The organism is Pricia mediterranea, assembly GCF_032248455.1.
In the GTDB taxonomy this organism is placed as follows: domain Bacteria; phylum Bacteroidota; class Bacteroidia; order Flavobacteriales; family Flavobacteriaceae; genus Pricia; species Pricia mediterranea.
Genome location: NZ_JAVTTP010000001.1, coordinates 3,583,775 through 3,596,514 on the forward strand (window position 1 = coordinate 3,583,775; position 12,740 = coordinate 3,596,514).

Consider the following 12,740-nt stretch of genomic DNA (forward strand, 5'->3'; position numbering starts at 1 on the left):
TCACTCTGGAATCGTACAAACTTCTACGTTAGTACATTAATTGTTAAAGTTCGCAATCATGGACAAGATTATCCTCGGTTTAGCCTCTTGACTCCCTAAAATCCCCCTCCCTCGGAAATCGAACTGGCAACTATCGCGGCAATAACCCCAAAATAGATGATGCCGAGGATCAGATAAATGCCCGCTACTGCCAGTCCGATGTAAGAAAGTATCTTGCCGGTCTTGGCGTTTTCGATACCCGTATATTGCCCGGTACTTTTCAAAAAGACGTTCTGCGCCGTTTTGGCGTTGGACAACCCGAGAAAGCTGAAAATCGCCCCGAAAGGGCCACAGCAGGTCAAGGTCAGGACGATCGAGAGAATACCGAAGGTCAGGGCGTTACTAGAGCCGGGCAGGGGTACTGGGTTTCTGTTTTCCATAGCTTATTCCTCAATGCCCCATTGTTCCATGAGCTCTTGGGATTGCTGCATATAGCCCTCCCAGCCCCCTGCTTGATAGAACCCGAATATGCTCCATGCCAAATAGAGTACCCCGAGAATAAAGGCTATCCATGCTAAGATCTTGGCCGTTTTTAACTGGTTGTAGTTCGTAAAGTTCTCCGGCTGTTGCCGATACAGCTTTTCATCCTTGGAAATTAAAAACAGGGCAATACCCCCGAAAATTATGCCCGGTAGACCGGCGATACAACAGCACACAAATCCGATAATGGAGAGTACTATCGCTATCGTAACATTGGGTAATTTTTGTTGTTCCATAATACTACTAGGTTTAGTTAGATAAATTTTAGGATGTAGTTGCCCAGGATCAACGCGAGGCTTGCCAGCATTAGAAAAATGGTGATTTTATTGCTGTGTCTTAGGCTTACCAAACGGTCCGCGAGTAAAAATCCGAATAAAAGCAGAATCGCGTAAATGGCCGGGTACATCTTAAAGGCCGCCACAAAATCTCCCTGCAGCAAAAACATTACCGACCGCTGCAGGCCGCAGCCGGGGCAGTCAAAGCCCAAAAACTGCTTGGATAGGCAGGGAAGCATATAATCTTCTGCGTGGACCATTAAGTTGAACCGTTGCATGGAATCACTTTAAGAATTGTTTCACGAAAATTACCATTAATTTTGGGGAAATAAAACAAAAAGATGACAGTTTTTCGAATCGGGGACAAGGTAGAGGCGCTTGATGATATAGTAGAGGGTGTAGTGATAGGTACATCGAAGGATGGAATCACCATCGAGACCAAGGATGGCTTTTTGTTGCGTTTTCCACCGAAAAAACTGGTAAAAATGTTGCCTTCCAATGTTATAAAGGTCAGTAATCATGAAGTGGCGCAGGTGAAGGCGGAAATGGAAGCTCCAAAGAAACAAAAACCGACAACCCGAAAGCCCAAAGAACGCAACGCCCCGAAAATGGAGGTGGACCTGCATATCAATCAATTGACCAAGAGCACGAAAGGCATGTCCAATTACGAAATGTTGAACCTACAGCTCGATACCGCGAAGCGCCAGTTGGAGTTCGCCATCAAAAAACGCATTCAAAAGGTGGTATTCATCCACGGTGTGGGGGAGGGGGTTCTTAGAGAGGAACTGTACTATCTGTTCCGCCGCTACGAAAACGTGAAATATTATGATGCGGATTACCGAAAATATGGACTCGGGGCTACCGAAGTCAATATCTATCGGAATGCTTGAGCTGAAATCGGGGCGAGCTACTCCTGGACCGTGGTGTATGTTCCGAATTCCACGAGCGGTATCGCCGCTATGCTGACATCGTTACCATTCGCTCCCGCTCCCTTTAGGGTCAGCACCATGTTCTCTAAAGTAATGGTGTGGGTGAAGGCGATACTTCCGTTCACATCGGGGGCACTGGCCACGGTCTCTACGTTCAAGCTACCCGAGGTGGATACAAAATGCCAACTTTTGATGTCCTCGCCAAAGCTGGCGGAACAGGCTAGGGCATTGTCCATCAAAGTATTAAACACAGTATATTTGAAAATTTCCCTATTCTCCAGATCCAAGTTCCGAGGTACGCTATCGGTTGCTGCATTGACGAATAAACTGTCCGCTGCCGCAACATCGAGGGAGATAAATTCATCGTTTATTATCTTGAAGAGGCGGGTATTGTCCGCCACAGGGGCTGCGGTACACTCCGTAATATCGAGATCGGAATAATTAGAAAAGGGAACGTCGAGCTTCGCGCTATTCTTCGGCCTTGTAATAAAATCGCCATAATCCATGGTGGACAGGTCGGTAAGTTGCTCCCCTTGGTCGTTGAGCAGTGCCAGGTTCTTGATAGAAATTGTGTGGCTATAGTTTTTGGTATCAGCTGTAAGCGTATCTACCCTGGTATCGATACTGATGTCGCCTGCGGTAGCCAGATTTTCCTTGACCACGGTCGGGGTCAAGGGCGGAACCGCGTCGCAGAAATAGGCGGAGGTGACATTTTCAGAGAAAAATCGATAGATGAGGTTAGAAGGCTCGGGTATCGTACTGGCACGCGTACCAGGGGCGGAGGTCTCGTTCTGGATCAATCCTCCCGCCAAATTCAGGAGCAACGCCTCGTCTTCCTCGATCTTGAAGAAGAAAGTGGTCTGGGTAGGATCTTCCAGACCAGGACAGGATTCAATTTGTGCTTCGTCGAAATCCACTTCCTCAATTTGCAGGTCGCCATCGTCACAGGAAAAAAATCCGACCAGAAAACCTAAAAGCAACATTTTTTTCATCCCCCAAAAGTAAATGAAATAATGTAAAGTTTTAGGGCCATCGATGGATAAGTACGGTTAATTCCGGTAATTTTGCAGGATTATAATAAAGCCATCACACATGGAAAAGGTTTATCTAGATAATGCCGCTACCACCCGGGTCAGGGCAACTGTCATCGATAAGATGCAGGAAGCGCTATCGAACCATTATGGCAATCCATCCTCGACCCACAGTTTCGGTCGGTCGGCCAAGACTGCAATAGAAAGCGCCCGCAAGGCCATCGCCAAATATATGAACGCACATCCCTCGGAGATTATCTTTACTTCGGGCGGTACCGAGGCCGATAACATGATCCTACGTTCCGCCGTTCGTGATTTGGGAGTGCAGAGCATTATCTCCTCCAAGATCGAGCACCATGCCGTACTGCATACCGTTGAGGACCTGGAAAAGGAATTTGGCATCGCGGTGCAATTTGTCGATTTGGACTCGCTCGGGAATCCCAGACTTTCGCACCTTGAAGAATTGCTCAAGCGCGATGACAGCCGAAAATTGGTCAGTCTTATGCACGTAAGCAATGAGATTGGTAACATGCTCGATATCGAAATGGTATGCCGGCTGTGTCAAGACCATGATGCGCTCTTTCACTCCGATACCGTTCAATCCATCGGACATTACCCCTGGGACGTAAATAAGGTTCCGGTGGATTTTATGACCGCGGCCGCCCATAAGTTCCACGGGCCCAAGGGAGTGGGGTTTGCCTATATCCGGAAGAATACGGGACTAAAACCATTGATTTTGGGCGGTTCGCAAGAACGTGGCTTCCGGGCCGGTACCGAATCATTTCATAATATCGTGGGGTTGGAAGCTGCCTTTCGCGCATCCTACGATAATCTTGAGGAAGAAACCGCTTATGTCGCGGATTTGAAAAAATACTTTATAGAAAATCTAAAGAAAGAAATCCCTGCCGCGAAGTTCAACGGAAATTCCGGGAACATGGATAAAAGCACCTACACCTTGGTCAATGTCTGTCTGCCCATTGATCCTCAAAAAGCGCTGATGCTTCTCTTTCATTTAGATATTAAGGGCATAGCCTGTTCCAAAGGCAGCGCCTGCCAGTCGGGCAGCGATTCCGGGTCTCACGTGCTCAATGAAATCTTATCTGAAGAGGACTTGAAAAAGCCTTCGCTCCGGTTTTCGTTCTCGAAGTATAATACAAAGGAAGAATTGGATTATGTGGTCGGGGTCTTGAAGGAATTTGTGGCCGATTAAAGCCCTGATGCGTACATCCCTATCACGGTAGGGAATCCTTCTTCCTGTCCCTGCGCTTGTCCCTGTCATAGGGGAATTTTCGTGCGGCCTGTTTCATCATCCGGTCGATGAGGTCATCGGTGTTCTTTCCGGACTTTTTATTGATTTCCTTTTCATATTTCCAAAGTAGTTTTCCCGTCTTCCCGTCACTGATCTTTACGCCGATGCGTCCGTAATCGGCATCTCCCAAAAAATAATCCATAAAATTGAATTTGGTATCCACTCCGTCCGAAAGCAGTACGTTGAGGTCCAGGGTGCCGCTGATAATACCGTCCACCCCCAGAATCCTGCTCAGTTCCTTAACGGTGTGCACATCGATATCTTCATAATCGATATCATGTTGCGCCAGCAGGGCATTGGTATTCTTGACGTTTTGAAAATCCACCGAAAATTTCTTTTTTTTCTTCCGTTGCGAAAAATAGGTTTCGAGGGCATTTTGTACCGCATAACCTTCCTCCTCTTCACGGGCTTTCAACTCATCCTCGGATATTTCGTGTTCCAGGTCCAAATGAGTGAGAAAAGGAATGATCGCCAGCACCTCGTGGGGATCGGTAAGTGCGTCGAACTTACGGCTTTCGTAAATGTTCTTTTGCGAAAAGGAATAGGCAAGGTTCAGCAAGCACAGCAAGAAAAGTAATCGTTTCATGGCAAATCGGCACAAATGGGTCATTTTCTAAAAAATGTACTGGTAAAGGTAGTTGAATTTCCAACATTGTCGGTAACGATCAACTTTAAATTGCATTCCTTCTTGTCCAAAATGATATCATCGAAATTGTAGGTTAGGGTATTGGTTTTCGGTTCATATTCCATCAAGATCCATTCCCCGTTTATAGTGGCATAATACGAGTCGATACCGCTTAGATCGTCACTGACACATAGGCTCAGGTAGCGATAGTTGTTCAACCACTGTTTTTCCTTGAAGTTGCGCGGCGCGACTTTAGGGGCAATGCTATCCTTGGCCAAGGTATACGTGCCCAAGTTTCTGGTTCGTGCGGTAAAGGTGGTTCCTCTTTTGTAGGTAGAGACGTACCGCGGATTTAACCGATGGTTCAAGCGGGCAATGAACATCTGTTTTCTATCTTCTTCGGAATAATCCGCTACATCGAAGGCAATGGTAAAGTTGCGGTGGGCGGCTACCCGGTTGTTGTGTATCTTGACCGTATCGCCGTGGCTTTCCAAGTCAATGTAGAAACTGTCGTAGAACGTATTGGCCGGAAAATGCACCGTGGCAGCTCCCAGTTCGTAGTTGTTGGGTCTTTTGGCGATGACGTAATTAGCTGTCTTATCCTCTTCTCTATTGATTTTTACCGGTTCGTCCCTACCTTCAATGGGTATTATGGCCTTCGTTTCATTTCCTTTGATATCCTTGATCAGCACCTCGACCTTGTAATTAAGCCCCGGGGCTATATCGATTTTGCCCTCATTAAATAGGGTCTTGTAAATGTCCAGTCGATTGCCAGGGACTTTGAAGAGCTGTTGGATTTTTTGGCGATAACGTCCGTAGTGATCGTAATCGATCAAGGTATTGAGGTATCGGGTTTCCGCGAAAGAAAAGGTCTCAAAATCGTATTCGGTATACACCTTGCCGTTGACGGTCTGCTGTACGGAATAGACCCCGTTTCTGTTGGCGGCGAGGTCTAGTCGGTCGTATCCGATAAAGCCTAGGCCAATGGTGCCCGTGGCATACACTTTTTCGGCCAAAAATGTACCGTCCGGCTGTCTCTTGAAATCGAGATCTACCTTGTCTTGACTTTGGTTTACTTTGGCGTTTTTTGTCAAGGGATACGCATAGAGCTTGTTCAATATAGGATTGGTGGCATCCCTGACGTCGAAGCCGTAGAGCAATGGATTGGTCGGTTTTTCGGAAATACTGCTGCGAATCTCGAAGTGAAGGTGTGGGCCCGAAGAACTTCCGGTATTTCCACCGTAGGCTATTACCTGCCCCTTTTGAACCTTTACTTCGCCGTAGTCGGGAAACACCTGTACTTCGTACGATTGCTTTTGATATTGTATTTTTTTAATGTAGGCCTCGATATCCGGGGCGAATTTTTGTAGATGTCCATAAACTGAGGTATAGCCGTTATCATGGGTAATATAGAGCACTTTACCGTAGCCCCAATGCGCAATTTTGATTCGGGTAATACTCCCATCGGCAATGGCATAAATAGGGAGTCCCTCGCGCTGCTTCGTTTTGATATCGATACCGGAGTGAAAGTGGTTCGTTCGAAGCTCCCCGAAAGTGCCGGCAAGGATAAGGGGAATATCAACGGGCGATCGAAAGGCGTCTTGGGGGTAGTTCGTCTGTGCGAAAATACTCGTTGTAACGCATAGCAATAGCACGAAAAATCGTTTGTTCATGGGGGTTAGTTTCATTTTATGGCATCGCAGCTAACGACCGATATATCGCAATGGACATTTTGATTGGCTTAGGTTGGATGTTCTTTTTCAGGATTTACACGGAATTTCTCAAAAGAAGATACGAAATTAGCTAATCAGTTTGAAATCCTACAAATGCAAGTAGTAAATATGTCGGCATTCTACTAGATGTCAACGTTATTTTTGATAGTAAAGTATGGAATAAGAGGATGTAATTCCAAAAATCGTCTTAAGCCTACCGACCGTATTTTATCAGTAGTCGATTACGGGTCCGCCTAAAAAACCATGCTAGGCTTCATTTCTTCCTTGATGAACGGTCTATTACCCACAAAACATGCACTTGAAAACGGCCGTAGGCCCGTTGGTTCAACAATAATTGAAAAAAGTATTGCCAAGTAGGTTCAGGTGTGTTAACTTTGTGTCATATGCATTGTGTTTGATTTATGGGCGAATTGGTCGGAACAGTTGATTCTTTAGAGAACAAAATCAGCAAATTGCTGCATAAGTTGGAACTTTTACAGCAGTCTAACACAAAATTGGAACGCGAACTCGACCAGCTAAAAAAAGATCGGGCAGAGGTTACAAACTCGATCTCGGTTTGGGAAGAGCGTTACAATTCGCTTCGATTGGCAAACACGATGCTTGGCAGTAATACGGAAAAAACTGAAGCTAAGCTTAAAATAAATTCATTGATCCGAGAGTTGGATTATTGTATCGCCCAACTTGCGGAATGATGGCGTAAGGATTATAACAAAGATGTCGGAAAAGCTCAAGATCAAGCTTTCTATCGCCGATAGGGTATATCCCCTGACCATAGATCCCGCCCAAGAGGAGGGATTGCGGAAAGCAGCAAAGAATATCGAGCAATTGGCGAAAAAGTTCGAACAGAGCTATGCGGTTAGGGATAAGCAAGATGTGCTGGCCATGTGCGCCTTGCAGTTTGCCTCTAAAATCGAACAGCGCGGCATCGATCAATCACAAGGTTCCCAAGAAGCGGTTCAGCGGCTACAGGCCTTGGACCGATTGGTGACCGAAAAGCTTGGTACTAAATAAATCGTCCTTTAATTGGACTCCACGTTCTTTAAAATAGCATTGGTTACTGCCCATATTGGTATTACCTTTTGACGAACTCAACACTTATATTTTTGAAAAGGGTGAGTTTAGGCTGTAAAAGCAAGCCCTACTTGTATAGGGATCCTTGATCAGTCTGTTAGCCCTAAACCTGTTTACAGGAGTTCGATCAAAACTGCTCCAATATGGGCTTTTTTATGCTTTTTCATTAATGCCCGTCCGAACACAGGAGCGGGCGGTTAAATTCTACTATATGGAGAATATTGCAATACTGATAATAATAGGGATCATAGGTCTCGCCATTGGTTTCGCGATTGCGAAATTTATGGAGAAAGGAAAGGCGACCAAAACTACGGCCAACGCCAAAAAAGAAGCCGATTCTATCCTCAAAAACGCACAAGCGGAAGGGGAAAGCCTTAAAAAGGATAAAATTATTCAGGCCAAGGAAAAGTTCTTGGAGCTTAAGGCTGAGCACGAAAAAGTAATTCTCAATAAGGATAAAAAAATAAACGACGCCCTTAAACGTACCCGCGATAAGGAATCGCAAATAAGCAGTGAACTCGCAAAAAAAACAAAACTGAACAAACAACTGGATTCCAAAATGCAGGATCTCTCGCATAAAGAGGAAATCCTTGAAAGAAAGCAGTCCGAGCTCGATAAGCTTCGTTCAAAACAGGTGCAGCAATTGGAGGTTATTTCAGGTCTTTCCGCCGATGAGGCCAAAAGCCAGTTGTTGGAATCCCTCAAGGAAACCGCCAAGAGCGATGCGATGGCCTACAGGCAGACCGCTATCGAAGATGCCAAATTGACTGCGGAACAAGAGGCAAAGAAAATCATAATCAATACGATACAGCGTATCGGTACCGAAGAGGCCATTGAAAACTGTGTTTCGGTCTTCAATCTGGAATCGGATGATGTAAAGGGAAGGATAATAGGTAGGGAAGGTAGGAATATCAGGGCGTTGGAATCTTCAACCGGGGTCGAAATTATCGTCGATGACACGCCCGACGCCATCATTCTTTCATGTTTCGATTCCGTTCGAAGGGAAATTGCACGTTTGTCGCTGCACAAACTCGTTACCGATGGTAGAATACACCCGGCTCGCATCGAAGAAGTCGTTAAAAAGACCGAGAAGCAAATTGAGCAGGAAATTGTCGAGGTCGGAAAGCGTACAATAATCGATTTGGGTATTCACGGGCTACATCCGGAACTGGTCAGGGCGGTGGGGCGAATGAAATATCGTTCTTCTTATGGACAGAATTTACTACAGCACTCCAGCGAAGTCGCCAAGCTTTGTGGGGTTATGGCCGCGGAATTAGGACTGAACCCCAAGCTTGCCAAGCGAGCGGGACTTTTGCACGATATTGGAAAAGTACCGAATACCGAGGCCGAAATTGAAACCCCACATGCCATTTTAGGAATGCATTGGGCCGAAAAATACGGGGAAAAACCTGATGTGTGCAATGCTATTGGCGCCCACCACGATGAAATAGAGATGAACACCTTGATTTCACCTATCGTACAGGTATGTGACGCTATCAGCGGCGCACGGCCAGGAGCCCGGAGGCAAGTGTTGGACTCGTACATTCAGCGTCTCAAAGACCTTGAAGATATCGCCATCGGTTTCGGTGGGGTTCAAAAAGCCTATGCGATCCAGGCGGGTAGGGAACTTCGGGTCATCGTCGAAAGTGAAAAGGTAAGCGATGAAAAGGCCGCTGCCCTTTCGTTCGAGATATCACAGAAAATACAGACCGATATGACCTACCCAGGACAAGTGAAGATTACGGTCATCCGGGAGACACGGGCGGTGAACGTCGCAAAATAAATACATATAACGCTATTGGCCAACTTTGGGAACCGTATTAAGATTCCGGAGCTTCCGCCCCTTCCGATGCTTCTTGTTCTTTTTCTGCGTCAAGCTCCCGTTGCATGCTGTTCTTCATGATGTTGAGCTTTTTGAGCTTGGCCTTCCAGGTCTCCAATGCCACCTTATGGGCATCGACTTTTTTAATAACATCCTGTAGCAAGGGATTATCGTCGGAGGCGTTGGAGAAGAATTGAAGATTGGTCTCCAATTGACGTATCTCGCCTTTCGTTTCCTCTATTTTATTTCGGATGAAGTTACGTTCCTTCTGTAGGGCATGTTCGTTATCGCTATCGGCCAATCGCTGTATTTTGTTGCCGTACTTCAAAAGTTCGGCCTCTTCGGGAGGGACACCCATTTTTTTGAAAATACCATCCAATGCGTTGTTGAACTTTTGATCTATGTTCCTTTTTTTGAACGGCACCCGTCCCAAGGTTTTCCACGAGGCTATAAAGCTTTTCACCGCCTTCAGATCTTCCTCCCGATTGCCAGAAGGCTCGAAGCCGGATAATTTTTCCAAACTGGCGGTTTTGTTCTTAAAGTTGGCCTCTTCTTCTTCACGGCCCTTGTTTTTCAGGGCATGTAACCGATCGAAATAGTGGTTGCAGGCCGATTTGAACTCCTTCCATATTTTGTTGGAGTATTTACGGGGCACATGGCCTATTTTTTTCCATTCCGCCTGTATCCGCTTCATTTTAGGGGTTACCGCTTCAAAATCATCACTGTCTTTTAATGAAGCGGCCAGTTCGACCAATTCCCGTTTCTTATCGAGATTGGCCTGCTCTTTCTGCTTCAGGTCCTTATAAAAGGCATTTTTGCTGCGGTTAAAGCGCCGCACCGCCTCTTTGAAAGAAGACCAGGTCTTACGATTCTTGTTGCGAGGTACTTTGCCGGTCTCGAAGAAGTCCTTCCGGTAGGCTTCCAGTTGCTTTATCTGCGTTTGCAGGTCTTTATGGTTGTTGGCTACGTTATTTCCAAGCTCCGTAATCGAAGCGATAATGACACTCTTTTTTTCCAGGTTTTTGACGTAGATGGCCTCCAATTCCCTGTAATGCTCTTGCCGTCTTTGGTGGAGTACCTTGGTGGCCTTGCTAAAACGCTGCCATATTTCTTCGCGGTGCGCTTGCCCAACGGGACCGATATCTTCTTTCCAAATTTTATGAAGGGCCTGTAACTCACGGAATACCCGATTGAGGTCGGGTTCTTTTGCCAAGGCTTCGGCACGATGGACCAGTTTTTCCTTTTCTTCGAGATTGCGCTTAAAATCAAAATCGCGCATTTCTCGATTCAGGTGCAGAAAGTCGTAGAAAATCTCGGTGTGGTGGCGATAGGTACGCCATACATTGTTGTAACTATTACGGGGAATCGGCCCCGCGTTGCGCCACTTTTCCTGAAGATCTTTAAAGGCTTTGTAAGTCGTGCCCATATCTTCTTCGACGCTCATCAGTCCCTTTAGTTCCTCTATGATCGCCAGCCGTTGGGACAGGTTTTCTTTAAGGTTTTTTTCCAGATTTTTGTAGTACTGATTGCGTTTTTCGCGATACTCTTTGTAAATTTCGCTAAAGTCCCTTTTAACGGTGGAATTGTATCGGAAATCGATTTCATTGCCCCCGCTTTCGACGAATTTTTCTTTCTTCTCCTCTAAAAATGCATCGAATTTTTGGTCGAACTCATATTTGATGGCATCAACATGTTTTTTGATGGCCTGTATTTTCTCGTTGCGAATCAGTTTTTGCAGTTCCCCTACTAAATTTTCCATCGACATGGCCTCGTAATCCAAAAGGGGAATGGCATGGCGACGCTCATTGTCCACGTCCTCGGCATCTTCGGCGTTCTCGCTGTCGAGAATCTCGTCTTCTTCCTCAAGCTGGTGTTTTTCCTTCGTCGGATTTTCTTTTTGGATGCCGTTCTCCTCGGATGGTTTATTTGGAGATGTTTTATCTTCGGAATCCTCTTTTCGGGAAGTTTTGTTTTCGGATTTCTGATGCTGCGTCGCTTTTTTAGAAACGGCCCCGGTTGCCCCGTTAGCTTCCTCCCTTTGTTCAAAGGATGTGGTGGACTCTTCCGATCCGGGTGCGTGGGTCTTTTCTTCAGAGGTGCCGCTTTGGGATGTTTCTGCGGTGGTGTCCCCGATCTTTTCAACTTCGGAATTCTTTATTATTTCCTCTGCTTTTGGGAGTCCTTCCACTTTAGGCTCTTGGGGCTTAAAGTCGGACATTTCGCTTGAGGTAACTTCCTCGGTCCGGGTTCCGTTATTTTTGTAAGAGCCGTCAGCTTCTTCCGCCGAGACAGCGGATTCCTCGTTGGTTTCGGATAGCCCCGTGCTTGCAGCGCCATCATCGTTCGATTTTTGGTCTTGTTTAGCCTTGTTCCGCTTTTTCGAGGTCTGATTTTGAATCTGTGTTTTGCCGGGTTGAGCTATTTCTTCCGCTTCCGAACGCTCGGTTTTTTCCTCGGAACGCTCTCCCTGTAGTCTCTTATCTTTATCTGTCCCCATGCTAAGGATTATTGATTTTACAAACGCTAAATCGTTCAAGTTACTAACAACCGCGTTAACGGCAAAGGCAATGGCGGACTTCTTTAAACCTTTAATTTTGCCGATACGTTTCTTGAATGGAAAAGTTGGTGTGAACACCTTATTCCCGCCATATCTCCCAGGCCCTATCTGCCTGAAGCTGCAGCATTCGGAGTCCGTTCACGGTATCGGCACCGCGCTTTTCACCTTCTTTCAGAAATTCGGTTTTTTCCGGATTGTAGATCAGGTCGAAAAGCAGGTGTTTGTCCGTGATATGGGAATAGGGAATATTGGGTTTCTGATCGATGTTCGGATGCGTGCCGAGAGGCGTACAGTTGACCAAAACGGGATGGTTTTGCAACACCGAGCGGTTCAGGGCGGCGTAGCCCATCTGCGATGTATCGGGATTCCTGGAGACGTATGTGACGGCAATCCCCATCTGCCCCAAAACGTAGGCGATAGCTTTCGAGGCCCCGCCCGTTCCGAGAATTAGGGCGTTGGTGTGGTGGGATTTTAAAAATGTTCCGATGGATTTTTGAAAACCGTAGGCGTCGGTATTATAGCCGATACGACGGTTCCCATCGAGCTTTATGGTATTGACCGCGCCAATATTCTCCGCTTGGCTGTCCAATGCATCCAAATAAGACATTACTTCTTGTTTATAGGGGATGGTAACGTTCAATCCCTGTAAATCGGAATGGGTTTCCACCAGAGCGGGAAATTCGCCGATGTGCGGCAAATCAAAATTTTCATAGGAATACCCCTCCAATCCCAAATCGGAGAACTTTTTGGTGAAATATCCCTTGGAAAAAGAATAGGAGATGTTTTTTCCTACTAGTCCGAACCTGTGTTTTGCCATTGGAAAAGTTAGTTTATGGGTTTATGGGTTTATGGGATTTCAGAAGTTGCTT

General features: G+C 46.2%; 13 protein-coding genes and 1 other RNA gene. 6 read left to right on the forward strand and 8 right to left on the reverse strand.

Going from position 1 to position 12,740, the window contains the following annotated elements:
- Positions 1-95 precede the first annotated feature (95 nt).
- Genes RQM65_RS14820 through RQM65_RS14830 form a run of 3 tightly spaced genes read right to left on the reverse strand, consistent with a single transcriptional unit; the run spans position 96 to position 1,072 of the window.
- Positions 96-419, reverse strand: a complete 324-nt coding sequence (locus RQM65_RS14820) for a CCC motif membrane protein (RefSeq protein ID WP_314016197.1) — start codon at positions 417-419, stop codon at positions 96-98.
- 3 nt (positions 420-422) lie between these two features.
- Positions 423-755 carry a CCC motif membrane protein gene (locus tag RQM65_RS14825; RefSeq protein ID WP_314016198.1) on the reverse strand — a complete coding sequence of 111 codons (333 nt, stop codon included), beginning with the start codon at positions 753-755 and terminating at the stop codon, positions 423-425.
- A gap of 17 nt (positions 756-772) precedes the next feature.
- Positions 773-1,072: a DUF2752 domain-containing protein gene (locus RQM65_RS14830; RefSeq protein WP_314016199.1), complete on the reverse strand. Its 300-nt coding sequence runs from the start codon at positions 1,070-1,072 to the stop codon at positions 773-775.
- Positions 1,073-1,135: 63 nt separating this feature from the next.
- Here RQM65_RS14830 and RQM65_RS14835 point away from each other — a divergent pair, with 63 nt between their 5' ends.
- Complete coding sequence (locus tag RQM65_RS14835) at positions 1,136-1,684, forward strand: DUF8465 domain-containing protein (RefSeq protein WP_314016200.1); 549 nt, start codon at positions 1,136-1,138, stop codon at positions 1,682-1,684.
- A gap of 17 nt (positions 1,685-1,701) precedes the next feature.
- On the opposite strand, the gene RQM65_RS14840 is transcribed toward RQM65_RS14835, so the two are convergent.
- Entirely contained in the window at positions 1,702-2,715 is a 1,014-nt protein-coding gene (locus RQM65_RS14840) for a hypothetical protein (RefSeq protein WP_314016201.1), read from the reverse strand.
- Between the two features lie 100 nt (positions 2,716-2,815).
- On the opposite strand from RQM65_RS14840, the gene RQM65_RS14845 reads away from it, so the two are divergent.
- Positions 2,816-3,964 (forward strand): cysteine desulfurase family protein, encoded by a 1,149-nt coding sequence (locus RQM65_RS14845; RefSeq protein WP_314016202.1) that lies wholly within the window; start codon positions 2,816-2,818, stop codon positions 3,962-3,964.
- 22 nt (positions 3,965-3,986) lie between these two features.
- Here the strand turns inward: RQM65_RS14845 and RQM65_RS14850 are convergent, their stop codons facing one another.
- Positions 3,987-4,649, reverse strand: coding sequence for a hypothetical protein (locus RQM65_RS14850; RefSeq protein WP_314016203.1), 663 nt, complete (start codon positions 4,647-4,649; stop codon positions 3,987-3,989).
- Positions 4,650-4,669: 20 nt separating this feature from the next.
- Positions 4,670-6,361: a M23 family metallopeptidase gene (locus RQM65_RS14855; RefSeq protein WP_314016204.1), complete on the reverse strand. Its 1,692-nt coding sequence runs from the start codon at positions 6,359-6,361 to the stop codon at positions 4,670-4,672.
- Positions 6,362-6,822: 461 nt separating this feature from the next.
- On the opposite strand from RQM65_RS14855, the gene RQM65_RS14860 reads away from it, so the two are divergent.
- The 4 genes from RQM65_RS14860 (at position 6,823) to rny (ending at position 9,275) form a co-directional block, all read left to right on the forward strand.
- The gene (locus RQM65_RS14860; protein WP_314016205.1) at positions 6,823-7,113 is read left to right on the forward strand and encodes a hypothetical protein; all 291 of its coding nucleotides are present in this window, start codon (positions 6,823-6,825) and stop codon (positions 7,111-7,113) included.
- Between the two features lie 22 nt (positions 7,114-7,135).
- Complete coding sequence (locus RQM65_RS14865) at positions 7,136-7,432, forward strand: cell division protein ZapA (protein ID WP_314016206.1); 297 nt, start codon at positions 7,136-7,138, stop codon at positions 7,430-7,432.
- 75 nt (positions 7,433-7,507) lie between these two features.
- Positions 7,508-7,617: non-coding RNA, 6S RNA (ssrS, locus tag RQM65_RS14870), on the forward strand.
- Positions 7,618-7,703: 86 nt separating this feature from the next.
- Positions 7,704-9,275, forward strand: a complete 1,572-nt coding sequence (gene rny / locus RQM65_RS14875; protein ID WP_314016207.1) for a ribonuclease Y — start codon at positions 7,704-7,706, stop codon at positions 9,273-9,275.
- Between the two features lie 37 nt (positions 9,276-9,312).
- Here the strand turns inward: rny and RQM65_RS14880 are convergent, their stop codons facing one another.
- Positions 9,313-11,811, reverse strand: coding sequence for a DUF349 domain-containing protein (locus tag RQM65_RS14880; RefSeq protein ID WP_314016208.1), 2,499 nt, complete (start codon positions 11,809-11,811; stop codon positions 9,313-9,315).
- Positions 11,812-11,950: 139 nt separating this feature from the next.
- Positions 11,951-12,688 (reverse strand): shikimate dehydrogenase family protein, encoded by a 738-nt coding sequence (locus RQM65_RS14885; protein ID WP_314016209.1) that lies wholly within the window; start codon positions 12,686-12,688, stop codon positions 11,951-11,953.
- Between the last annotated feature and the right edge of the window lie 52 nt (positions 12,689-12,740).